The organism is uncultured Shewanella sp. (genome assembly GCF_947491715.1).
Taxonomy (GTDB): domain Bacteria; phylum Pseudomonadota; class Gammaproteobacteria; order Enterobacterales; family Shewanellaceae; genus Shewanella.
This window is the reverse complement of the sequence record NZ_CANLKR010000032.1, coordinates 32,131-56,518: the sequence shown is the minus strand read 5'-3', so window position 1 is coordinate 56,518 and position 24,388 is coordinate 32,131. Positions and strand designations below refer to the sequence as shown.

The window sequence follows — 24,388 nt, the reverse complement described above, 5'->3', positions numbered from 1 at the left end:
TGTCCATTTCAAGGGTGAGCATCTCTACGGGGTAACCGGTTTTTTCGCTCACTACACTCAGCATGCAAGTTTGAATGCCAGTCGTTTGAATGCTCTGGCTTGTTGCCTGCGTGCTGGTGCCAGACAGGCTTACACTTTGCGAACTTAGATAAGTGACGATTTCACCTAGCGCGCGACACTCGCTTAAATCATCGGGATTAAGTTCTGGCAGTTCGGGCAGCTGGTCTTGCACTGAAGCGAGAATTTCCACCCGTTTAATGGAGTCGATGCCTAAGTCTGCTTCCATGTCCATTTCAAGGTTGAGCATCTCTACGGGGTAACCGGTTTTTTCGCTCACTACATTCAGCATGTAAGTTTGAATGTCTGCAATTTGAATGCCTGCCTGCATGCTGGTGCCAGAGAGGCTTGCACTTTGCGAACTTAGATAAGTGACGATTTCACCTAGCGTGCGACACTCGCTTAAATCATCGGGATTAAGCTCTGGCAGTTCGGGCAGCTTGTCTTGCACTGAGGCGAGAATTTCCACGCGTTTAATGGAGTCGATGCCTAAGTCTGCTTCCATGTCCATTTCAAGGGTGAGCATCTCAGTGGGGTAACCGGTTTTCTCACTCACTACACTCAGCATGCAAGTTTGAATGTCTGCAATGTTACTCTGATTGGGACTGAGCGCCTGATGAGATTGAACCGCCTCTGAAAGGGGTTGCTCAAGTGACTGTCGTGTCGGCTGTTGTTTAGCTATAGGTGCTGCCGGAGTCGGATTTTCCATTGCCTCATTAAGGGAAGCCATCGCACGGGGTTGGTTGTTTTCCCATTGTGATACAGTGTGAGTAGACACCGTTGGGGTGATAGCGTTATCGTGCGCTTTGACACTGTTTTCTTGAGTCGTTGCTTGCGCGATATCTTGTTGATGAACAGGCTCGTTTGCTGTGACGTGTGTGCTCGAATGGCTTTGGCTTTGAGCGCTTTGGTTTAGAGTGCTTTGGCTTAGAGCACTCTCATTTAGAGCACTCTCATTTAGAGCGCTCTCATTTAGAGCATTTTGGTTTTGATGAGGCAGGTTTTGGTTTTGCTCAATCATGTTAAGCACAGCATGATTACTTTGGCTTTGTAAGCTTAAGTACTGGGCATGGTTTTTTAAGGTATCAGCTTGATGTTGATGGAATTGTGCCATGGACTGTTCGAGTGCGGCAGGAATATCCACGCCAGTATTCGCCATTTTAGTTTGCTCAGCCATCATATGGGTCACAGTCTCATTATATTGCTGTGGAATGGTCAGGAATGTTTGGTGTAACTGGGCTGTCTGTTGCTGGGCGGCAAAAAATTGGCTTAATGCTGAGTTATCGTTAGGCACGGCGCTTTGACTCTTTATTTGAGGATGGATATTCGCTTGCTGTGTGGCAGTGTGTGTCATTTGATTGATGGGGGCCGATGAAGAATGCTCACTGGCGTTAACTCCTCTGTTCATTTCTTTTATTTCTGCTCTGTCAGCTGCAGGGTTAACGTTAACTGTTTTTTCTACTTCAACTCTTTTTTCTACTTCGATGAGCTTTTCAACTTCAACCACTTTTTCTTTTTCAATGATCCTGTCTCGAATTTGAATCTCGGGTGAAATTTTACCAGTGCTTAATGATTGCGCCATTTTGTCTTCAGTGGCTTGACTGATGTGGTTTGTCGCCGATAACTTGATGGTCATGGGCGTAACTTTTTCTGGCTGACGTGTCGGGGCTTGGTAAGGATCGAGCGTCTCTAAAGTGATCCCAGCAACAGCCATTTCAATGGCGGCTTGACGTAATTGTTGATCGCTGTTTTGGTGATGATGAAAACTGGCTTTGGGGTTAATACTCACAACGCAACATTCATCTTTTTTGTCGGCTAAGGTTTCTAATACGAGTTTTTGCAGTGTGTTTTTAGGACCAAACTCCACAAAAACCCGCGCACCAGCATGATACATGGCTTCAATTTGCTGGCTAAAGTTGACGGGTTGCAGCATATGTTGCTTAAAGCCCGCTTTAATGCTGTTGGCATTCTTGTTGTAGGCTTTTGCTGTGCTATTGCTAAAAAGCAGTCGTTGAGGTTTAGTGAAACTGACGTTATCAATGGCTTTTGCAAAGGGGGCTTGAGCATGGGCGACAAGTGGTGTGTGAAATGCCCCTGAAACGGGCAATGGAATCACCTTAAAGCCTAAGCTTTTCAGCGCTTGTGTCGCACTTTCTAACGCGTGTTTTTCTCCTGCGATGACATATTGGGTTGGCGAGTTGAAATTGGCAATGTCAACGCCTTTGATATTGTCTAGACAGCGTTGGATTTGGGGTAAATCGCCTGCTTGCTGAGCTATCACTGCGGCCATACTACCGGCATCCATGTCGCCAGGAATTTGAGACATGGCCCGCCCTCGAGCAAACGCCAGCTGATAATAGTCGTCGCGCTTAATGACGCCTGCGGCACATAAGGCACTGAGCTCACCGAAGCTATGACCCGCGACTATGTCAGCATTGAATCCTGCTTGTGTCAGTAAGTCATATTGCCCCATAGAGAGCGCACCGATGGCGCTTTGAGAATAAAGTGTTTGAGTGAGATTGACGGTTTGTGCTTTCTCATCTTGTTTATTAAACACTGGGCGAGGAAAAACTTGTTGTGAAACGGGGTCAAGATTGTGCTGGCTAAACATGCTATCGGCTAAAGCAAATTGCTGACGAACTTCAGGAAAGTGACAGCCTAGCTCTAAGCCCATATTTGTATATTGGCTGCCTTGACCTGCAAAGAGAGCGGCGACCTTGCCTGAAGCCTTCGTGGCTTCTTTATGGGGGTCGACTAAGGCTGCCGCGCGAAAACTAATGCCTTGAGGCAAGATCCAGTGCGTTGTTTCATTTTGATTGAGCTCACCGATAGCGAGGGTGAGTTTTTCAATCAAATCTTGATGATTATTGACAACAAAACCTATTCGAGGATGTGTGGGCTCAAGTTTTCTAAAGGAGTAGCTATCAGCAATGACATTAAGGACATGCTGGTTTTTTTTCGCATCGGCTCGTACTTGCGTTAATTGCTCTAGCAGTGAATCGCGAGTGGGTTGGCTAAACAAAAAGGTTTGTGCGACTCGGCGCTGGCGATAGCCATTCACCGCCTCCGTTTTTTCATTTCGCTCAGGTCTCTTATGTTCTTGTTGGTATTCTTCCAGCACAAAATGAAAGTTAGTGCCGCCAAAACCAAAGGAGCTGATCCCTGCTCGTCTTGGCGCGCCATCCACTCGAGGTAACCAAGGGCGTGTTTGCGTATTGAGATAAAAAGGCGAGTCTTCAATGTTCAGTTTGGGGTTAGGCTGAGAGACATTAATGGTGGCGGGGAGCACTTTATGGTGCAGAGCTAATGCCGCTTTGATAAGTCCTGCCGTACCCGCTGTGGATTTTGTATGGCCAATTTGTGACTTCACTGAGCCTAATGCAATATGTTGTTTTTTATCACAGGCTTCACTAAAGACACTTTTTAACCCATTGAACTCTGCCACGTCTCCTGCCGCCGTGCCCGTCCCGTGAGCCTCGATTAATCCGAGTGTATGAGGGGCAAAGCCAGCATCATCATAAGCACGCTTGAGGGCCTTTGCTTGACCTTCTGGCCTTGGGGCATAGATGCTTTTGAACTTACCATCCGATGAGGAACCCACGCCTTTAATCACAGCGTAGATTTTATCTCCATCTCGCTCAGCATCTTCTAAGCGTTTTAAGGCGACCATGCCTATGCCTTCGCCTATCATCATTCCCTTGGAATCAATATCAAAGGGTTGAATGACTTCTTGGGTGGTAAAGGCAGGGGTTTTAGAAAAGCTCATGTACATGTAAGGTGAGTTATCAGTACAAACGCCACCTGTTATCATCACATCGCTGCGGCCATCAACCAGTTCACTAATGGCCATTCGCATGGCGGCTAAAGAGCCCGCACAGGCAGCATCCACCACGCAATTCATGCCGCCTAAATCGAATCGGTTAGCAATTCGGCCTGCAATGACATTCCCTAACGAGCCAGGAAAAGAATTCTCTTCCCAGTGAACATATTGATCTTGAAACTTTTTGATCAACATTTCACTGTCACTATCATTGATCCCACTTTCTTTAAACACTTTTTTCAGAACAGGGTACTGTAAACGGGTGGCTAAACTATGACTGATTTTTTGACCGCCACCGACACCCAATGTGATCCCAATATTATTTTTATCGGATGTGCTGGTGATCCCCGCATCGGCTAAGACATCTTTTGCGACCAATAAAGACAACAATTGTGAAGTATCGGTCAATTCTAAAAGATTCGGCGGCAGGCCAAATTCCATTGGGTTGAAGTCGACTTCGGGTAAAAAGCCTCCTCGTTTACAATAGGTCTTATCGGGTGTGCTCTTATTTGTATCGAAATAATCTTCAGCTTGCCAATGGCTTGATGGAACATCGGTAATGCCATTAATTTGATCACTGATGAGATCCCAAAATTGATCTAAATAACGTGAATGCGCAAATAAACTGGCCATACCGACAATGGCAATGGGCGTATCTTTTAATCGCTTATTTAAACGGGGATCCATGTGTTTCTCATTTGATGGGTTATCTTTTTTTGAGCTCATACTGAGTCTCCAGTGATCGCAGAACGGTCTGCGTCGATGTTAGAATTCGTTGTGTGAGCCAGTAGGCTTTGGCGAGTGTTGGCCATATCGGGGAACTGCTTCAAGAAAATACGGTAATTACGGGATAATAATCGACGTAAATGAAAGGGCCCTGATTTAAGCACATAAGTCATGTAGCGTTCAGCGGCCAGCTTGTGGCAGCCTTGATATATATCGAGATATAGCCAGTCACTTGTGGGATCGGTACTGACAAAGACACAGCTGGGTTTATTGGTATCGATAGCTTGTTCACAAGGTGTTGCACATTCATCTTCTTCGGTTGGATGGTGTAAATGCCCTAATTGAGCGGGAATAATAATAGACACAACTTGAACCACATCGCGGCCATTAGCACTGGGCAAGCCTAAGGTTTGTGCCAATGTTTCAGAGTTGAGTGTGTAGGTTGTTAAGTGGCTGTCTTTCATTAACGGTAATTGATTGCAATAATCTTCATGTAATGCATTTTGAGAGACCGTTTTTAATTGAGAGACACCATGGCGTTTAAGGCATCGAGCGAGACCTGAACGAGACACGTTTGGGTTAATAAAAGTTTGAGTGGCTTTTAAGAGCTTATCCAGCGGTATTTTAAGCTGCGTGCGAAGTTCCACAACCACAAATTCTTGTAATGGCGTTAATGTGGTATTGAGGTGATGAGGGGTGGCTGATCCCTCTGTAATGGAGTCTCGTCTGCGCCATTTACGCACAGTGGCTTCACTGATATTCAGTACTTTGGCTAGCTGTTTTACGCTGAATGTAGACTCTTGAATGAAGGTTCTCATTTCAGGTGTCGTTGTGGCGTTGGGGTGTTTAGCTTTCATTGCGGCTTATTTAGTTATCCATTTTATGCGTTATCTATTTTTGATTGTGCGTGTTTTGCCGCTATCAGATGCTTACCACTCAAAATAGAGTGAATAATCTATTGGGACTTATATGGGTAAAAAAACAGACAAAAGTATTAAGTCCACGTTTAAGCTATTATTTATTTTATTTGTGGTGCGAAGAGTACAATAGGTCAGAGTGCAATACAATGATCTGGGACTAGAAGTTTTTTAAGTCGTCAGTACTGACTTTTTTTAACAAGAATGAGTGTTATATTTAGCCCCAGTAGACGTGTTAGTGACAGGTTTTTAACCTTGATGGGAAATGTGTTTCAAAAGTGCTGCCACGGCTCAGCTGTGATCTGATTGAGGTGTTGTTAGTCGGATCTTGCTAAAGGTTAACTCTTTATAGTCAACTAAAGTTGAGTAGATATTTATGTGACTTTGATTCTAATATCAGTATTTTTATCTTAATTATTTTTATTTTTTGTGAAAAAATATCTTATATAATAATGATCTAGGGGCTGAATTATTCGCTAGAGAGCATTGTTATGGCTTTTTTTGTTAAATTTGATACTTTTTTGTTCGAGTTCTGGTTTTTTTGGGTCGCTTATACTTCTAATAGCATGACTCGAGTGCAGCCTAATGCCATTATTTTCAAGTAGTGCCAGTCTGTGGTTAGTGTCATGTCCATTGTAAGCAATGATGATTCATATTTTATCCACTTATTAATTGCTTAGAACAAGATGATAGCCTGACAGAATAATTTTCTTTAGGCCATAAAAGTGAGTATTTAAGGGATGATATGGGATAAAAAACATAGGGTGCTGATGTCAATAATTTGATTTTCAGCATTTTTAAAATTGACATGAATAAAGGAAAGCTTGTTGAATTTTAGGGCTTTTACCTTTCATTATCACTCGAACTGTACTGCACACTGACCGTTGGATTACGTTAAGTGTATTTGTTGAGCTTAATGAGTGAATAGCTTTAACCCTATAGAGATAATATTGAAATGTTTTTTAGAAGCACAAAAAAAATTGAAGATCTTGAGCGTATCAATAGAGAGCAAGTCAAAGAGATTGCCTTTTTAAAGCAAGAATTAGCCAGTAAAGCGGATAATAGTGATGAATTGGCTCAAAAAATATCAGAGGGCAAGCAAGCGTTAACCCATCAGCAAGGTCTTAATGAGCTTTGGTTAAACTCTGCGGATATGATCATTGGAATACGAGAAGAAATTGCCGATTCAGCGAATTCTTTGGTGGTCAATCGAGATGATTTTAAGGGTTCGATTTCATTATTTGATAATATTATAGACTTGTTGCATACCACTGTGGATGCAACCTCAGTGATCAATACTGATACCGATAAAGTGTCTGGCTCTATTGCCGATTTGAAAACCGTAACGGAAGGGATTAATGGTTTTATTACGTTAATTCAAGGGATCACAGAGCAGACAAATTTACTCGCGCTGAATGCGGCGATTGAAGCGGCTCGAGCTGGTGAGCAAGGGCGTGGGTTTGCCGTGGTGGCAGATGAAGTGCGTGCATTAGCGAAACGTTCAGCGGATGCGACGAACGAAATCGCTTCTTTAATTACCCAAATTAATCAAGGTATGGACAGTGTGGTTGAAGGTATTGGTCATGTTGGCATCAATAGCTTGAGCGTCAGAGAAAACTCTGAGTCTATTCAAAGTACGACTCAAGAAGTGGTCTCAGTCTCTCAGCAAATGTATGCAGTGATCAGTAATACGACGGCAAAAAGTTTTATTCAAACGGTGAAGATGGATCATATCGTTTGGAAGCTTGAAGTGTATAAAGTCATGTTAGGCATGTCGAATAAAACCATGAGTGATTTCGCCGACCATACTATGTGCCGTTTAGGTAAATGGTATTATCAAGGGGAAGGGGCACAGAAATATGCGTCACTGTCTTACTTCAGAGCATTAGAAAAACCCCATGTGGCCGTGCATCAAAACGGTATTTCAGCCTTGGATGCCCTCGAGCAAGGTGATGAAGCCAAAGCGGTACAATATTTAGATTTAATGGAAAAAGCCAGCGCCGATGTACTGAGCCATTTATCGGCGCTTGGCGGCGCGATGGATGTAGAAGTGTAGAGCGAACGGAAACTAAAAATAGCTTTAATAAAAGTGGTCAGTTTTGCTGGCCATTTTTTAGTTTGAATAGGCGTACAGTCGGTTTTTTAGATGCCATCAATTGATGTTGCTCTATCTTGGTTTGAATATAAAAAATGAACTAAAAGAAGAAATAAACAAACAATGAAAAAAATTACACCAATAAAAATTTATTTACCTCATTTTTATTAACGCTATATTTTAGCTTTTGGACTCCTTTTTCTTTGGTTTGGCACTGTTGGTGTAAAGGATCTCAAGCGTGCTGAAGAGGATGAGCAAAAAGCGGCTGCAATGAAGGGGAATAATGTAAATAAAGATAACATAGAAAACAAAAAACAAGGCTAAGCCTTGTTTGTCATCATCTTTCTGTTCATCAGCCCCAGTTTGTTGGGGCTTTATTTATTGTGGGTAGAATCGCAGTTTATGGAATATTTTGACGTTATAGTAAATACACCTGATCATTTTTGCGTTATTTTTTACGTTTTATAATATTAAGTTGTTTATTACTTTAGCAAAATTAAGTTTTCCTGTATAAGGATATGTTAAAGTTTGGTGTGCCATTTACGTAGCTATTGCAGGAGAGCTGAATGCTAACGATCCGTAGTAAACTTATCTTTGCCTTTTTAACCATTGCACTATTACCGGTATTAATCGTTTCTGTTATTACATCGCAGAATGTTATCAAACACGCTAAAACGAATTTTATTCAGACCAGTAGTGTGGATATTGCCATTATTGACCAGTCATTTAGTAATTTTTTTGATGTGCTCAGTTACAATGTGTCTTTTTTAGCTGATAGCCCTATTGTGCGTGCCGCTGCTCAAGGAGAGATAAGCACTTATTTCAATGAAAAACGAAAACCTGCTCAAGTGGCCATGGCTAATGGAGGTCGAGAGCAAGAAATTTTCGAGTTGTTCAGTGCGGTTGGTCAAAATAATCCGACGCTAGGTTTCGTCTATATGGGCAATAAGGACGGACAATATTTGGAGTGGCCAGGTACAGCTGACTATGAGAATTGGGACCCTCGCAATGAGCCTTGGTTCGCTTTAGGTGAAAAGGGTAACTATCAAGTTCAACGTATCGATGGTTATTATTGGGAACCCGATGATGCTGTATATGTTTCTGTACTTAAAGCATTTAAAAATAAAAAAAATGAATTTGAAGGCGTGGTGGCCATTGATGTCTCCGTTAAAGCGCTGACTGAAATGGTTCAAAAAATTAAATTTGGTGATACTGGTTTTTTGATGATTGTTGAGGGCAACGGTAATATTTTGATCGATGCCAATAATCCTGAGAATAACTTTAAAGCACTAAAGACTTTTGAGGCTCCTTACTTTCAAACGATCGCACAGACAGATTCAGGTGTCGTTGATTTGGATATCAATGGCACGCATTATATGGCGAATATTGTTAACTCACCCACATTAGGTTGGAAAATTATCGGCTTTAAGCAAAGTGATGAAATATTTTCCTCTGCGGATCAGCTTATTTGGATCACTGTGATTGTCAGTGGCTTGTTAATTGCTTTACTGGTGTTATTGGGAGTCATTTTTGCTAAGCATATTGTTGACCCCATTAATGAAGTGAAAGTTGAGCTGAAGACGTTAGCTGAAGGTGAAGGTGATTTGACGGCCCGCTTAAATATTAAGAGTAAAGATGAAACCGGTGAATTGGCTAATTGGTTTAATCAATTTATCTCAACAACACAGGGTATGATCCAAGAAATTAAAAATCATGCCGGCAATATTCATCGTGTGTCCGGACGTGCCAATGACAGTGCTATTCAAGTTGCTAAGTCTTCTAGGGAGCAGCTTGTCGCCATTGAGCAAGTGGTGACGGCCGTGACTCAAATGGCGGCGACCGCTAATGAAGTGGCGAAAAACTGTGCCGATACAGCCGATGTGTCTCAAGAAGGCTTAAAAGCGTCCCAAAATGGTAAGGACGTCATTAAAACCAGTATCAAGAGTGTGCAAGCGCTCGGGTTAAGTATTCAAACATCGAATCAAGTGATCCAAGAACTGGAACAAGAAACTGAAAATATTAATAATATTTTATTAACAATTCAAGGAATTGCAGAGCAAACTAATTTATTGGCATTAAATGCTGCGATTGAAGCTGCTCGTGCCGGTGAGCAGGGGCGTGGTTTTGCCGTTGTGGCTGATGAGGTGAGGAACCTTGCAAAAAGGACCCAAGATTCAACGGGTGAAATTAACCATATTCTTGGCATGCTAACAGAAAGAACAAAGTTAGTATCAAAAAATATGGATGTTAATTTAACGCAGTCTCATCAGGCGCTGGATTTGTCTGAGCAAGTCAGTACAGTGTTTGATAATATCGAAATTTCCGTTGAACAAATTCGTGATATGGCCACACAAATTGCCAGTGCCGCAGAAGAGCAACACTTAGTGACCGAAGATATCAGTAGCAATATAGTCTCTATTAGTGATGCCGCTTCTATGATGTCAGGGCTATCTAAAGAAGTTGAAATTAATGCGACAGAGCAGGCCAAATTAGGTGAAACGTTAACAGAACGGGTGTCCAATTTTAAAACAGAGTAGCATATTCAGTATATTGCTTAATGTTATCTTAGATTATTTACTATTGAATTGATCACTTTACCTCCTTTATTTTGTTGAGGAGGTTTTTCTGCTAGTTCCTTTGATTATGTGAAATTTGTGTTATTGTTTATATATTGATATCGATTTCATGGATTGAATGTTGGAGCAATCTCGTAGCCTACATCGTTATATGTTAAAAATGAGGTTGTTTAATGCCCTTAGGGCCACACTAATTTTCTTATTGATTATTTTATTTGCGACTTTTTTTCAACTTCCTCTGACCCTCTTTGCTATTTATCCTGCCTTGTTTCTTATGTTCTATTCTAAAGATGAATCTTATACAGCAGGGACTTCTCTGGTTTGTGGTGTGTTATTGAGTGTCTTATTAATGAGTGTTTGTATTAACTTATTCTCACAACAACCTTATTTGTTTTTCTTTTTTTCTTTGCTTATCACCTTTGCTCAAGCATATTGGGTTGCTGAAACAATGCGTAATCGCTGGCCACACCAAATTACAGCCATTTTTTCTATTATTGTGACAGTAACAATTGTCTTTACTGCTAGTTCAACTTATGAAACAACGGAAGGTTTTGCTACTCAATGGTTAGTTCAGTTTATGATAGGCTTAGTGATCCTCTGGTTTATAACTCAGTTGGTTTGGCCATTGCCAAAAAGCTTAGATGTATTGGAAGCTTATAGTGGTTTGATTGAAGAATATATTTTTTTGTTAAAGCAAAATACAGAAGCTTTTTTACGACAAGAAACAATTGAACGTATTCCCGTTACGATCACATTGAGCATGCTTCATGATTTAGAATTATTAATTAAGACACGCAAGAACCATTTGAGTCATGAAATACCTCATTTTCAAGTATTGCTTATTCAATTCAATGCTTTATCACACTTAATGGTTAATATTCGTTTGATAGAAACAGTATTAATCAGGTTCAATGATAAAGAGATTGATATTGATGCACGCCGACAAGTTGGTTTTGAAATGATGTCGTTAGTACGTCGCTTAGATGTTGTAATGTATTGTTGTTTAGCGAATAAATTTCCACGGGAAGAGTTTGTTCTTGATAGTGTAAAAAGTGAGGCAGAGCATGAAATAAAAATACCATATAAATTTAGTGGTATTTATGTGCATATATGTGCTGCGGATAAAAATATTTCTGTATTAATGGATAGCCTCAATAAAGAAGTTGATCATGAGGCCTATTTAATTATGAATAGAAAAAACATAAAAGATAATTTAAATAGGGATGTTAAAACGTTACAGCTTGATAGTTTGAAAAGCGCGATTAAGATGATGTTGGCAATAACGCTAGCCCTTCTTATTCATATTTTTTTAATTAATGTACCAGCGAGTAGTTATCTTGTTATTAGTATTGTTGTTATGCTAGCCCAAGTTAATCTTGGTGGTATTCACCTAAGATTACCATTATGGATATTTGGAGTCGTTACAGGTGCGACTTACAGTATTTTAGGTATATTCATTATCAGTGCACAAGATCATTTAATTTTACTTATAGTGTGGATGGCGGCCGGTTTTTTATTTGGTAGTTATTTAGCTGCTGGTTCTGCTAAAACAGCTTATGCAGGTGTGCAATTTTGTATTGGTATGACGATGACATTTGGTAGTCAAGCTTTGCCATTAAGTCCTCCAGATGAAACTTTTGGAAGATTGATTGGAGCATTAATTGGTTTTTCAATTTCATTTTTAGTGGCTCATTTTGTTTGGCCTCAAGAGCCACGTCAACAATTTAGGGATTCAGCAGCTAATATATTGATTGAAGCTAAAGGCTTTTTATTAAAGTTGATCGAGTTTAATAATGGTGAGGTTGATGAAATAGAAAAGCAATTTAATCAAGTGCGTTATAGTTTGCAATCTAACCTTGTTCTTATTAATGACTATAGTCATACCTTTCATAAAAGTACCATGATTGAAGAATACATGCAGCAAGTTAACTTATCCTGTAGTCGATTATCTTTGCAAGTTATTACTGTTTATGATGTTTTCAAAAACCTTGAGAGTCTTCAAGAAAAAAAGCGTTTTGTACAAATTTTTGTTGATCATGGAGAGGTACTTTTTAATTTAATTGAGGAAGCCTCTGAAATGGTATCTGATGTTGAAAAACGGGTGGAAGAAAATATATTAGATTTTCAGATAAAGTTAAGTACTTTGTTATCGAAAATAGAAGATAAGTTGCCCACATCATTGATTGATTTCAACGGTGAATATTTGAACAGTAAGAAGTGTTATGCAGAGTTTGCATTACTGGGAGTAATAAGTGAACTGCAAATAATTTCAAATTTTGTTTTAAAAACCTCTGATTATGATAAGTCTACTGGTCTTTTCGATAAAAAAAAGAGCATGAATGCTTATATTGAAAAGGATAAACGATGAAACAGCTTAAATTACTTTTTTATTCTATCAATGCTTGGTTAATGGCACTGTTCTTATTGTTTATGTTATTGGTTATATTTTTGGTGTTAGCTGACCGTTATACACCATATACATCTGATGCTTATATTCAGGCTACTGTATTACAAGTTTCACCTCAAGTGGATGGGAGAGTCATCTCAGTTTTTGTGAAAAATGGCAGTAAAGTTAAAAAAGGTGATAAAATATTTCAACTGGATCCAGAGCCTTATCAATATCAAGTTGATCGTTATACTGCAAATTTAGTGCTGATTAAAGCGAACATTCAACAATTACAAGATCAATTAGAACAACAGCAACATATATTAGCTGGGCAAGAGGCTGAGTTAGCTTATACAAAGAAAGAGTATTTACGTTATGAAAAATTGGCTGAGCAACAGCTTTCTTCTAAAGATGATAGAGATCAGGCGTATAATAATTATCAACAAGCTCAAGCTCAAGTACTATCAACAATCGATGAAATAAAAGTGTTAAATAGCCAATTGAATGCCATGATTGATGGTGAAAATGCTAGCGTTAAACTAGCGCAAGCGGAGCTTGCTAGTGCTCAGTACGAGTTAGACAAAACAACTTTTATTGTGCCTTTTGATGGTGTTATTGATAACCTTCAGTTAAGTATTGGTAGTTATATTGAAGCTGATGATAAGGTTATGACTGTAATCGATACTGCTAATTGGTGGCTAGTTGCTAACTTTAAAGAAAATGCGCTATCAATAATTAAAGAAGAGCAGCCTGTCTCATTTAGTCTTTTTATGTACCCTAATCATGTATTTTATAGCCGTGTTGATAATCTAGGATTAGGGAATGTTACTGGGCAAGGCTATCCATCGGGGTTGTTGCCTGAAATTGATAATCCAATGACTTGGATAACACGCTCAAAACGGTTTCAAGTACGCATTAAAATAGACCAAACTTTGAATGGTAAAGTTCAACGGGTTGGTGCATCAGCAAGAGTACTCATAGTACCTGAACAGGCAGGTATTATGGGGGGTATTGGGCATTTATATTTAAGAGTGGTGAGTTTTTTTGATTACATTTATTAACCAAAATCTAGGATTTTTAGTATTGCCTAACTTAATACTGTAAATGCAATGTTCATGTATTTTGGTGAAGTGAGTTAATGACTCAATGAGCAGAATTATGAATTCACTTCACCTTCTTTCTTATTGTTTGAGTCTTAATGTAAGTTCAATGATTGCTGCTTCTATTGTAAACCTGTGTTGTTGTCCGTCGAGTGTTCTCATCACTAATTGATTTGTTAATACTTCATTATTGCCAGCAATAATCACAAGTGGAGTTTTTTGTTGATGAAATTGTTTTATTTTTTTGCTGATCCTCATTTCTTGATCATTGAGTATGGCGTCAATTCCAAGTGAAGCTAAACGTGTTTGGATCATTTGGCAATAGGCGTTGGCTTGTCCGTGAATGGAGGCGATGGCCACAGGCTGTGGATGCACCCAAGCAGGCAATTGACCTTGATGAGTTTCCAGCAAAATGCCGATCCAGCGTTCAAGAGAGCCATAAATGGCTTGATGTAGCATAATAGGCGTTTGGCGTTCACCAGCTTCATCGATATAGGCCAAATTAAACTGTTTTGGCATGTTAAAGTCCAACTGAATTGTACCACATTGCCAAAAGCGTCCTTGATGATCTTTGAGCATGAGCTCGATTTTGGGACCGTAAAAGGCGCCTTCTCCAAGTTGATATTGCACATTAATGGCTAAATCTCTACAGGCTGTTGCGAGCAAGGCTTCTGCTTTACGCCAATCACTGTCTTCGCCAAAGGCCGATTTCGGTTGAGTCGATATACGGACATCCAGTTCATGATAGCCATAATCACTGTATATTTGTTTGGCCCTGTTTAAAAAATTTTGTATTTCACTGATGCAGTCTTGCCACTGACAAAGGACATGGGCATCATCTTGTGTGAATTGCCTTAAGCGCATTAGCCCATTTAAGGCGCCAGAAGGCTCATTTCTGTGTACATTGCCAAATTCGAAGACACGATAGGGAAGAGAGCGATAACTCAGAACTTGTTTTTTGAAAAACAGAATATGCGCTGGGCATGACATAGGTTTTAATGCGTATTGTGCCTCTTCTTGATGGCCTGTGCCAACAAACATGTCATCATGAAATTTATCCCAATGTCCTGATATTTCCCATAGTGACTTTTTTAAAAACATGGGAGTGGCTATTTCTAAAAAGCCCTCAGCTTGGTAACGCTTTTGAATATGCCGTTTGACATTGTTGTATAATTTCAGTCCATTGGGATGCCAAAATACCATACCTGGTGCGACAGGCTCTGAATGGAATAAGTCTAATTGTTGTGCGATGTCTCTGTGTTTTTGCATGGCTATTACCTCTTTTAAAAAAGTTAATGAAGGAACTTTTATCAGTGCAATGAGCAAAAGCCATGGACAAAAAAAGACCCTCTGGCTTTCGCTCAGAGGGTCTTTTTTTAAACACGATTACACGCTAGCCTCCGAGAAATAAACCGGTGGTAGAGGTGGTTACAAGCTGATATTTTGCTTGATTGAGTGATTGCTTAGATAAGCATACTTTTATCATGTTCATTTTTTAAATCTATCAAAACCTTTAGAGGCTGTAAAGCGTGATTTTTATCGGCTCTCTAAAAGGGGGGGGAATGACAAAGGGCCTTAAAAAAGCCCTTTTAATTTTAGCCTTAATGACTATCTCTCACTAAACGTACAAAGTGGTCGATACGCCTCACATCGCCTTGAGGACCAAAACCTTGTGGGAAATCACTGGCCTTACCCACTTTAGGATCGCTGCGCTGAGCACCTGCGCCATGAACATCTTCCAGTTTTGGTGTGCCTTTTGACATAGGAGGCTTAAAGAATCCCAATGCTTCACCAAAGCACACATACACAGCAGAAGCGCCACCTTGCTGATTTTTATGAGTTGTGGATGTCCAGTAGAAAGGATAGTTTTTCTTACCGCCTTCATCGATGATAGAGGTGACACTAAAGAGTGGATTAATTGCTGGCGAATGTGTGGCACTGGGTGAGCGGCTATAATCGACAATACTTTGTAGCTCTTTAGCATTGGGTAATCGCCAGTCATTGTGGCCTAGGTAGTTTTCTTTATTACGAGTTTGAGCCAGTTGTAGTGCACTTTGCCAAGAAACGGCTTGCTCACTGTCATTTTGCTGCCACATAAGTCCTGTGGCTAGGTCTGAAATGGTACCATCTTTATTATTTTGAAAATGATTTTTACCATAGTTAGTCTCGCCACGGACAAACCTGACGGTATACATTTTGCCAGTGCGGGTGCGAGGGTCCATTAATGGGTAACCTTTAATACGGCCATCGGCGAGATTAACACCAAAGAGGGTTTGATTTCCGCCCATTGTTGTGCCTTGATAAACTGTCGATGTGAGCATTTGGGTATCTATACCGCGTCTACCATTTGCGCCATATTCAAAGTCAAAGTAATTGATATCGATAAAAGGTTTACGGTGTTGACCGGCTTTTGACATATCTTTTGCGCTAATATCCACACCATTAAAAAGCATCAATGAATAGGCTTCTTTAATGGTGGGTAAGCGCCAGTCAGTGTGGTTTGCTAGGTTAAAGTGTTTCAACTGATCCCTTGCTTGTTGGTAGCCCATTACTTTAAATGATTGTTGCCATTGCAGGCCTGTGACATTGTCGGTGATTGTGCCATCGTGATTATTGGTATAAGACGGTTTATTTTTTATATGCTGCGCATCTTGTCCATAAAAAGCATCTCCTTTTTGCGGAGCTTTAATGGCTTTATAGTTATTGAAAGTAGTGACTTGACCCGTATCGACTAATGGAAATTGATTTATTGAATCTGTATTAGGTGTGTCAATCGGGATGGGAATAAAATTAAACTGTGGCTGTTTAGGGGGCAGAGGTCGAGCATAAGCGAATTGTGTGCTGGTTAACACTAGCATACTGGTGTAAATAAGCTGTTTCATGTAAGTCATGGTCATGATGTGGCCTTTTGGAATGCTAAGGGCGATGAGTTACTGATTATGATAGAACTTATACGATTAAATGTGTGTATGATGAGTGTAAAGCTATGGCAATATTGTTAGTCGGGATTAAAGGCGGCTTCATTAATTATGATAAAATATGATTTTTTAAAGGAATAGATTGATATGTTGTTATTTAGGCAAGCTGAACGAAAAGATATAGACTGTTTGGTGCAAATGCTGTTTGATGATCCTCTGGGGAGGTTACGTGAAGATAGTCAGATGCCACTCAACCCTCAATATCTTTCAGCTTTTGAGGCGATTATAAAAGATGATAATAATGAACTCATCATTGTGGAAGATAAAGGGGATGTGCTAGGTATGTTGCAGCTGACTTTTATTCCTTATTTAACGCATATTGGGAGTTGGCGCTGTTTAATTGAAGGGGTTAGAGTGCATAAAGCACATCGAGGAAAAGGACTTGGAACACTGTTTTTTGAATGGGCAATTGAGCGAGCAAAGCAAAGGAAATGTAATATGGTGCAGTTAACCTCAAATAAGTCACGGGTTGATGCGTTGCGTTTTTATGAAAGTTTAGGATTTCAAGCGAGCCATGAAGGGTTCAAGCTATCACTTTAATGATTGGGTTAGTGAATTGGCTTATGTTTTGGCGAAGAGCCTTGCAAAAAAGGAATAAAGCACTGTAATATATAACTTTACTCCTTCTTCAGTGGGAAAGGCGAAGAAGCTAAAAGCTTACTGATCTTTCTTTTGTTCAGGAACAAAGCCTTCGATTTCGACGTCTTGTCCTTCAAATAGAAAACGGATCATTTGTTCTTCAAGGAGTTTTCTATCATCCACATTCATCATGTTAAGCTTTTTTTCATTGATAAGCATGGTTTGCTTCGCTTGCCATAACCCCCAAGCTTCTTTACTCACGTTATCGAAAATACGTTTCCCCAGTTCGCCTGGATACAGTTGAAAGCCAAGACCTTCAGCTTCTTTTTTCAAATAGACGCAATTGACAGTGCGAGCCATGTTTATTCCTTATTTAAAATAGAACGTAAGCTGGCTAAAACTCGCTCAGTGGCTGAAGCTAAACCAACTTTTTGTGGATTGGGTAAGTTATACCAGAGTGAGGTATTTTGTTCCATTACTCGGTGATCTTTTTGCATTGACACAGAAATAAAAATGGGCTGAATATCGAGGTGAAAATGGCTAAATGTATGCCTAAAACCGGGTAATTCGATTTCATTGTCGAAAGTAATATTCTCTTGGAGTAGGTACTCATTGAGTTGGTTTTTTGTTTTAAATTCGGGAAAGCACCAGAGTCCGCCCCAAATACCCGCAGGAGGTCTTTTATTTAATAATACTTGATCTTGGTATGTCATCACCAATAACCATGCTGCTTTTTCAGGTATGGCCTTTTTCGGCTTTTTACTGGGAAACTCACTTTGTCTGCCGCTTAATTGGCCTTTGCAGTCTATGGCAACAGGGCAAATAGGGCAGTTAGGCTTGGAGCGAGTACATATCGTTGCGCCAATATCCATCATGGCTTGATTATATTTTTGCACATTGTCTTTTGGCGTATATTCATGGCTCAATGACCATAATGCTTGCTCAACAGGTTTTTTCCCTGGCCAGCCTGCAATAGTACCGTGGCGCGCAAGTACACGTTTTACATTACCGTCTAAAATGGCATGATGTTGACCAAGAGATAAAGATAAGATTGCGCCAGCAGTAGAGGGGCCTATACCTGGTAAATCCAATACCTGTTGAAATTCTGTTGGGAAATGACCATTGAACATGTCTCTGATCTGTTGCGCCGCTTTGTGTAAGTTTCTTGCTCTTGCGTAATAACCTAAGCCTGTCCAAAAATGTAATACTTCATCTTGCTCAGCATTTGCTAATGAAAGGACGTCAGGAAAGCGTGCTAAGAATTGATTGAAATATGGAATAACAGTGGCTACTTGCGTTTGCTGTAGCATGATTTCTGAAATCCAGACTTTATAGGGGGTTTTGTTTAACTGCCATGGCAATTGTTTGCGACCGTGTATGTCATACCAGTCGACAATTCGCTTTGAGAAAAGGGGAGTTGTTTTCATTCGCGCAGTGTAACTTTCACTGTCGGTTTTCACAATAGCTAAACGAAGAAGTGAATGTATTTGATACAATGTCTTTTGCTCATTATTGATGCTTTTTTAATGGTGAGTATTTTTTATCCGATTTAATATTTACTGTGATATTCGATATAGTGGTTAGTGAATATTGTACTTATTGCTTGCACTGTTCGATTAACTTTGGATAATGCCCTTTTTTAATCCTATTTTTATCTAGGCCGAGGACGCTAATGAGCGATGTAACTACCGCTGAATTTAATGAGGAAGGTAAATACCTTCGAAAAGTGAGAAGTTTTGTTTTACGTGAAGGTAGGCTAACAAAAGGCCAAGCTCAAGCGATGGAACAACAATGGCCGATTATGGGGTTAAGCTATACGCCTGAGCCTATTTCACTGGTAGATATTTTTGGTCGAGATGCAGATACAATACTTGAAATTGGTTTTGGTATGGGGGCGTCCTTGGTTGAAATGGCAAAGGCGGCACCTCATAAAAACTTTATTGGTATTGAAGTTCATAAGCCAGGAGTCGGGGCATGCTTAGCCGATGCGGCGATTGCTGAAGTGTCTAATTTGAGAGTGTATCATCATGATGCTATTGAAGTATTAGAACATAGCCTCGAAGATGGCTCGCTTGCTGGCGTTCAGCTTTTCTTTCCCGATCCTTGGCATAAAAAACGTCACCATAAGCGTCGTATTGTTCAGCCTGAATTTGCCGAACTTATTCGGCGTAAACTCAAGATTGGTGGTGTGTTTCATTTAGCGACTGATTGGGAAAATTACAGCGAGCATATGCTAGAAGTCATGAATGCTGCACCGGGTTATAAAAATCAGTCTGTTACAGGCACATGTGTTGCCAGACCAGATCATAGGCCCTTGACTAAATTTGAGGCGAGAGGCCAGCGTTTAGGTCATGGTGTATGGGATTTAATATTTGAGCGTATTAGCTAATATTTCTATATAGGAGTCATATTATGGCCGCAAATCGTAGTCGTCGATTACGCAAGAAATTGCGCGTTGATGAGTTTCAAGAGTTTGGATTTGATATCACTTGGACTTTTGATGATTCAGTGTCTGAAGAGCAAATAGATTTAATTGTTGATCAATTTGTTGATGATGTCATTGAGCCGAGAAAGTTAGGTTTTCATGGTGGCGGTCATAAGGAATGGGAAGGAATTATTGCGACCCAAATGATTGGTCAGTGTACCGAAGATGATAGAGCTGCTGTGACTGCGTTTTGGGCTGATAAAGCCGTTTCAAACGTAGAAGTGAGTGAGCTTTATGATATTTGGTGGAGTTAATGCCTGAGTTGGCCTTGTTAGAGCAGGTTATGGATACTGTTCGGCCTCTACTTGGACAAGGCAAGGTTGCTGATTACATTCCCGCGTTAGCCAACGTGAATGCGAATAAGTTGGGTATTGCGGTAACATCGATTGATGGAACCACCATTGGTGCTGGAGATTATCTAGAACCTTTTTCGATACAAAGTATTTCAAAAGTGTTCAGTTTAACCTTGGCACTTTGTCATTACAGTGAAGATGAAATTTGGTCAAGGGTAGGAAAAGAGCCATCTGGACAGTCGTTTAATTCTCTAGTGCAAGTTGAGCTAGAAAGGGGCTTGCCGCGTAACCCTTTCATCAATGCTGGTGCTTTAGTGATTGCGGATTTATTACAATCTCGCTTAGGTGCGCCAAAGCACAGAATGTTAGAAGTTGTTAGGGGATTATGTGGAAACCCTAGCATTAGTTACGATAAAAAAGTGGCTGCTTCTGAATATCAACACAGTGCAAGAAATGCGGCCATTGCTTATTTGATGAAGTCATTTGGTAATTTTAATAATGATGTTGATACTGTTTTACAAAGTTATTTTCATTATTGCTCATTGCGAATGAGTTGTGCAGATTTATCTAGAGCCATGTTATATCTTGCACACGGTGGAAGGAGCGCCACAGGTGAGCAATTAATAACGAAAGTTCAAACACGTCAAATGAATGCGTTATTAGCAACTTCAGGACTCTATGATGGCGCTGGAGAGTTTGCTTATCGTGTGGGCATGCCAGGTAAAAGTGGCGTAGGTGGTGGCATTATTGCCGTGATCCCCGGTGATTTGGCTGTGTGTGTTTGGTCACCTGAATTAGATAAAAATGGTAACTCTTTAGCGGGGACGGCAGCGCTAGAAGCTTTGTGTCAAGGCTTGGGACGTTCTATTTTTTAAGCATTTTTTTGATGTGAATATTCGATAAAGTCCAGCTTGTTTGGACTTCATTTCCTTCTATACCCGTGATACTTGAAGATGCCTGTTTTCAGAGCCTGTAAAAGTGCCTAATTCAAGGCGTATTATTGCAGGAATGCTTATTGCCTTTTAAGGTGATACAACGCAGAAGTAGGTGATTTTACAGACTCCCAAAGGGCTGGTTTAAAAGCCTTTTATACTGCGTTATTAAACATCAGCTTAGAATGACTAGGCACGCTGTTCAAAGCCTTGCCTAAAAGGCTTTTAATTCCAGCTGAATCCTGCATCTTCAAGTATCACGGGTATAGTTATCACTTTATTTTGACTTTCTCAGTACTTAATAATCATGTAGTGTTCACATATGGATGAGTATATTGGTTTGTTTTTACACTTATTTATGTGTTAATGAAATAGTTTGGTATACTAAAAATGTTATCACTGCCTATTCATATTCGTTTACTGATTTTCAAAAAAGCGGATTTTTTGAAATGAAGTTTTCATTTGAATGATAAGCCAATGGATTATCATCATATGTGATGGGTATAAATAAGAATTAATGCATCTTTAGTGCTGTAAAGACTTTAAGGCAATTTAAATGTTAGAACTGTTGGAACCTATCGCTATTTTTACCCATGTAGCCCGAGCTGGCAGTTTTAGTGCTGCAGCGAGAAAGTTGGGTATCTCTAAATCAAAAGTGAGTACTCAAGTTGCCGATCTTGAGCATAAACTGGGTGTTCAGCTTATTCAGCGTACCACACGAAGCTTAAGCCTTACCGAAGCGGGTGAACTATTATACTCTCAAGGAGAAGAGTTATTAAGAGACGCAGATCAAGCTATTGCGAGTGTTCATAACTTAAATGATGCAACGCGGGGGTTATTGAAGGTTGGTATTTCTCAGTCTTTTGGTTCAATGCACATTATTCCCGCTATTCCAAAGTTTATGGAAATGCACCCAGAGCTAGAATTACAGGTCAGTTTATTAGATCATAAAGTTGACATTGTCAGCGAAGGGCTTGATTTATTGCTGACCTTATCAGAACAACTGCCTTTAGGCATGGTGGCGCGTCCTTTGATGAAATGCCAATTTTTATTAGTGGCATCGCCAGAATATTTAGCAAAACATGGCAAGCCTGCAAGACCTGAACAGTTAGTGGATCATAATTGTTTGGTTTATCAAGGTGAGTGGCATGAGCACAGCACTTGGCAATTTAAGCAAGGTGATGATTACTGTGAAATAGGTGTATCGGGTAACTTTCGTATTGATAATGCGCCAGCCTTAAAGTCTGCAGCGGTTAATGGTTTAGGCGTGGTTTATTTAGCCAGTTATTTACTTGAAGATGAAATCGAGAAAGGCACTTTAGTACCATTACTTAACGATTGGCAATTGACGCAACATTTGCCTTTGCAAGCGGTATACCCAAGACGTAAACATTTAGCGCCGAAGGTCAGCGCCTTTATTGAGTTTATTAAAGGTCATATTGGTAGCCCACCTTATTGGGATGAAAAATACAAAGAACTTTATGCGAAAAGAAAGCCATAAAGTGAAAAGGGGGGCTTTTAAAGCCCCCCTTTTGAAATCTGATTTTTAAATTTTAGTGTTTGCTTATTTTAATCCAATCGTCAACCTGCTGTTCTAATATATTAAGTGGCAGTGCACCGTTGGCTAAAATTAAAGTGTGAAAATCACGAATGTCAAATTGCTCACCTAATGCTTGCTGTGCTTTTTGGCGTAATTCAAGGATTTTTAGCATACCAATTTTATAAGCTGTGGCTTGTGAAGGCATCACAATGTGACGCTCAACCATTTTTATGGCGTCAGATCCGGCATTGGGCGTATTGTTCATATAGTATTGAATACCTTGTTCACGTGTCCATTTTTTTTGATGGATCCCTGTATCGACAACCAGTCGACACGCTCGCCATAATTCCATGGACAAACGACCAAAATCGGAATAAGGATCGGAATAAAGTCCCATTTCTTTAGGGAAATATTCACTGTAGAGCCCCCAGCCTTCGATGTATGCAGTATAGCCGCCAAATTTTCTGAACTTAGGGATCCCTTCTAGTTCTTGTGCTATGGCTATTTGCATATGATGGCCAGGAATGCCCTCATGGTAAGCTAGTGCTTCCATTTGATATTTTGGCATGGCTTCCATTTTATATAAATTAGCATAATAAATACCTGGACGTGTGCTATCGGCTGAAGGGGCATTATAAAATGCTTTACCTGCAGATTTTTCTCTAAAGGCTTCAACCCGTTTTACGGTTAACGGGGCCTTAGGTTTTATTTTAAAGCTTTCATCCAGCCTTAACGCCATATTATCAATAAGGGCAGTTGCATCATGCAAATAATCACTCTTACCTTGCTCAGTGTCTGGGTAGTAAAATGCTTTACTGTTTCGCATGTGTACAAAGAAGTCTTGCAATGTGCCTTTAAAGCCGACTTTTTTCATGATGCTACGCATTTCATCATGAATACGTTCAACTTCGGACAGCCCTATTTGATAAATTTCATCAGCCGTTAATGGAGTTGTGGTCGTTTTAGTCAGTGCGTCGTTATAGAATTGCTCGCCCTGTGGGAATTTCCAGACACCCGCCTCATTATTACTGCGTTTACTGAGTTGATTAATATAGTTAATAAATTGACTGTAAGCGGGTTGGACTTTCTTTGTTAATGCTTTTTTTGCCGAAACCAATAATGCCTCTTCTGTGCGTTGAGGTAGATTTAATGCATTAATTTTATGATTAAAGTCTTGCCAAAGGACATTGGGCGCGCCATCATCAAACGGGAAACCTGTGATGATGTTTTGGCTGTCTGAAATGACATAGGGGAAAATGAAACTGGGCGCGATAATGCCTTTATTCGCCCTTATTCTTAGTTGGTTTTCAACTTGATTTAAACGCTTTGGCATGGCATTTAGACGACTAATATAGGCCTTAGCATCTTCAAGGTTGTCTATTGTATGATGGTTAATTAAAAAAGAGACCATACCTGCATGTGAGCCTCTCATTTGGCTAACAGGGTAATTATGATAACGCCATTGCTCATTCGCAATTTGTTGTTTTAGTTTTTGAGTTAATAGCTGAAAGCTAAGTAAAGCTTGCCTATCCAGTTTTTGTGGATTTATTTTATTTAATTGAATTAGATGTTGCTTAGCCCGTTTTATTTTTTCATTATCAGCAGTCTCTCCCACATCTCCCCATTCACCATAATGGGTTTTCATGCCTAAGCGTGTTTGTTCCATGGGATCTGTCATCAATTCTTCCATGAAAATGGCTTCAAAAAGCGCATTTGCTTTTTCTGTTTCAGTTTCAGCGGCAATATTGCTAACAGCTTTGTTAGCAGGGGAGTCAGTCATGTTTTGTTGGCTGGATATTGCTACTGTGGAAAAGGTAAGCGAAATAGACAGAGCTAGAATGCTTAAATTAGTCGATGTCTTCATGATGGGCCTTGTTATGTTCAATGGCCATATGATAATAAAG

The 24,388-nt window shown here is 40.0% G+C and carries 16 protein-coding genes; 9 read left to right on the top strand and 7 right to left on the bottom strand.

The window, feature by feature from the left end; translation table 11 throughout:
* Both Q0779_RS18320 and Q0779_RS18315 read right to left on the bottom strand, forming a co-directional pair.
* Positions 1-4,603, bottom strand: a 4,603-nt coding sequence (locus Q0779_RS18320) for a type I polyketide synthase (RefSeq protein WP_298774840.1), incomplete at its 3' end; no start/stop codon positions are given.
* Positions 4,600-5,460, bottom strand: coding sequence for a phage terminase small subunit-related protein (locus Q0779_RS18315; RefSeq protein ID WP_298774837.1), 861 nt, complete (start codon positions 5,458-5,460; stop codon positions 4,600-4,602). The genes Q0779_RS18315 and Q0779_RS18320, both read right to left, overlap by 4 nt.
* 1,015 nt (positions 5,461-6,475) lie before the next feature.
* On the opposite strand from Q0779_RS18315, the gene Q0779_RS18310 reads away from it, so the two are divergent.
* The 4 genes from Q0779_RS18310 to Q0779_RS18295 all read left to right on the top strand — a co-directional run bounded on the left by Q0779_RS18310 (position 6,476) and on the right by Q0779_RS18295 (position 13,638).
* Positions 6,476-7,576: a methyl-accepting chemotaxis protein gene (locus tag Q0779_RS18310; RefSeq protein ID WP_298774836.1), complete on the top strand. Its 1,101-nt coding sequence runs from the start codon at positions 6,476-6,478 to the stop codon at positions 7,574-7,576.
* 605 nt (positions 7,577-8,181) lie between these two features.
* A complete protein-coding gene (locus tag Q0779_RS18305) occupies positions 8,182-10,152 on the top strand; it encodes a methyl-accepting chemotaxis protein (RefSeq protein WP_298774835.1) in 1,971 nt (656 codons plus the stop codon).
* Positions 10,153-10,309: 157 nt separating this feature from the next.
* Positions 10,310-12,559: a hypothetical protein gene (locus tag Q0779_RS18300; protein WP_298774834.1), complete on the top strand. Its 2,250-nt coding sequence runs from the start codon at positions 10,310-10,312 to the stop codon at positions 12,557-12,559.
* Complete coding sequence (locus Q0779_RS18295; RefSeq protein ID WP_298774833.1) at positions 12,556-13,638, top strand: HlyD family secretion protein; 1,083 nt, start codon at positions 12,556-12,558, stop codon at positions 13,636-13,638. Before Q0779_RS18300 ends, Q0779_RS18295 begins: the two co-directional genes overlap by 4 nt.
* Positions 13,639-13,758: 120 nt before the next feature.
* Here the strand turns inward: Q0779_RS18295 and thrS are convergent, their stop codons facing one another.
* Both thrS and Q0779_RS18285 read right to left on the bottom strand, forming a co-directional pair.
* Positions 13,759-15,003, bottom strand: a complete 1,245-nt coding sequence (gene thrS, locus Q0779_RS18290; RefSeq protein ID WP_298774831.1) for a threonine--tRNA ligase — start codon at positions 15,001-15,003, stop codon at positions 13,759-13,761.
* A gap of 275 nt (positions 15,004-15,278) precedes the next feature.
* Positions 15,279-16,574 carry a DUF1566 domain-containing protein gene (locus Q0779_RS18285; protein WP_298774830.1) on the bottom strand — a complete coding sequence of 432 codons (1,296 nt, stop codon included), beginning with the start codon at positions 16,572-16,574 and terminating at the stop codon, positions 15,279-15,281.
* A gap of 168 nt (positions 16,575-16,742) precedes the next feature.
* Between Q0779_RS18285 and Q0779_RS18280 the strand changes: the two genes are divergently transcribed.
* Positions 16,743-17,195, top strand: a complete 453-nt coding sequence (locus Q0779_RS18280) for a GNAT family N-acetyltransferase (RefSeq protein ID WP_298774828.1) — start codon at positions 16,743-16,745, stop codon at positions 17,193-17,195.
* Between the two features lie 117 nt (positions 17,196-17,312).
* Here Q0779_RS18280 and Q0779_RS18275 read toward each other — a convergent pair whose 3' ends face one another.
* Positions 17,313-17,594, bottom strand: coding sequence for an oxidative damage protection protein (locus Q0779_RS18275; protein ID WP_298774825.1), 282 nt, complete (start codon positions 17,592-17,594; stop codon positions 17,313-17,315).
* Positions 17,595-17,596: 2 nt separating this feature from the next.
* The gene (gene mutY / locus Q0779_RS18270) at positions 17,597-18,661 is read right to left on the bottom strand and encodes an A/G-specific adenine glycosylase (protein ID WP_298774845.1); all 1,065 of its coding nucleotides are present in this window, start codon (positions 18,659-18,661) and stop codon (positions 17,597-17,599) included.
* A 245-nt stretch (positions 18,662-18,906) separates the two neighbouring features.
* On the opposite strand from mutY, the gene trmB reads away from it, so the two are divergent.
* The 4 genes from trmB to Q0779_RS18250 all read left to right on the top strand — a co-directional run bounded on the left by trmB (position 18,907) and on the right by Q0779_RS18250 (position 22,445).
* Positions 18,907-19,623 (top strand): tRNA (guanosine(46)-N7)-methyltransferase TrmB, encoded by a 717-nt coding sequence (gene trmB / locus Q0779_RS18265; protein WP_298774823.1) that lies wholly within the window; start codon positions 18,907-18,909, stop codon positions 19,621-19,623.
* Positions 19,624-19,646: 23 nt separating this feature from the next.
* Positions 19,647-19,973: a 50S ribosome-binding protein YggL gene (locus Q0779_RS18260; protein ID WP_298774820.1), complete on the top strand. Its 327-nt coding sequence runs from the start codon at positions 19,647-19,649 to the stop codon at positions 19,971-19,973.
* Positions 19,973-20,887, top strand: a complete 915-nt coding sequence (glsB, locus tag Q0779_RS18255) for a glutaminase B (RefSeq protein WP_298774818.1) — start codon at positions 19,973-19,975, stop codon at positions 20,885-20,887. Before Q0779_RS18260 ends, glsB begins: the two co-directional genes overlap by 1 nt.
* Positions 20,888-21,500: 613 nt before the next feature.
* The gene (locus Q0779_RS18250) at positions 21,501-22,445 is read left to right on the top strand and encodes a LysR family transcriptional regulator (RefSeq protein ID WP_298774814.1); all 945 of its coding nucleotides are present in this window, start codon (positions 21,501-21,503) and stop codon (positions 22,443-22,445) included.
* 52 nt (positions 22,446-22,497) lie between these two features.
* Here Q0779_RS18250 and Q0779_RS18245 read toward each other — a convergent pair whose 3' ends face one another.
* Positions 22,498-24,348, bottom strand: a complete 1,851-nt coding sequence (locus Q0779_RS18245; RefSeq protein WP_298774812.1) for a DUF885 family protein — start codon at positions 24,346-24,348, stop codon at positions 22,498-22,500.
* Between the last annotated feature and the right edge of the window lie 40 nt (positions 24,349-24,388).

Excerpts from the sequence above, each read along its gene's own strand:
- Q0779_RS18295 (WP_298774833.1), top strand. The coding sequence starts at position 12,556 with ATGAAACAGCTTAAATTACTTTTTTATTCTATCAATGCTTGGTTAATG.
- Q0779_RS18315 (WP_298774837.1), bottom strand. The coding sequence starts at position 5,460 with ATGAAAGCTAAACACCCCAACGCCACAACGACACCTGAAATGAGAACC.
- Q0779_RS18250 (WP_298774814.1), top strand. The coding sequence starts at position 21,501 with ATGTTAGAACTGTTGGAACCTATCGCTATTTTTACCCATGTAGCCCGA.
- mutY (WP_298774845.1), bottom strand. The coding sequence starts at position 18,661 with ATGAAAACAACTCCCCTTTTCTCAAAGCGAATTGTCGACTGGTATGAC.
- Q0779_RS18245 (WP_298774812.1), bottom strand. The coding sequence starts at position 24,348 with ATGAAGACATCGACTAATTTAAGCATTCTAGCTCTGTCTATTTCGCTT.
- Q0779_RS18300 (WP_298774834.1), top strand. The coding sequence starts at position 10,310 with ATGTTGGAGCAATCTCGTAGCCTACATCGTTATATGTTAAAAATGAGG.
- Q0779_RS18260 (WP_298774820.1), top strand. The coding sequence starts at position 19,647 with ATGGCCGCAAATCGTAGTCGTCGATTACGCAAGAAATTGCGCGTTGAT.
- Q0779_RS18310 (WP_298774836.1), top strand. The coding sequence starts at position 6,476 with ATGTTTTTTAGAAGCACAAAAAAAATTGAAGATCTTGAGCGTATCAAT.
- glsB (WP_298774818.1), top strand. The coding sequence starts at position 19,973 with ATGCCTGAGTTGGCCTTGTTAGAGCAGGTTATGGATACTGTTCGGCCT.
- trmB (WP_298774823.1), top strand. The coding sequence starts at position 18,907 with ATGAGCGATGTAACTACCGCTGAATTTAATGAGGAAGGTAAATACCTT.
- Q0779_RS18285 (WP_298774830.1), bottom strand. The coding sequence starts at position 16,574 with ATGACCATGACTTACATGAAACAGCTTATTTACACCAGTATGCTAGTG.
- Q0779_RS18305 (WP_298774835.1), top strand. The coding sequence starts at position 8,182 with ATGCTAACGATCCGTAGTAAACTTATCTTTGCCTTTTTAACCATTGCA.
- Q0779_RS18275 (WP_298774825.1), bottom strand. The coding sequence starts at position 17,594 with ATGGCTCGCACTGTCAATTGCGTCTATTTGAAAAAAGAAGCTGAAGGT.
- Q0779_RS18280 (WP_298774828.1), top strand. The coding sequence starts at position 16,743 with ATGTTGTTATTTAGGCAAGCTGAACGAAAAGATATAGACTGTTTGGTG.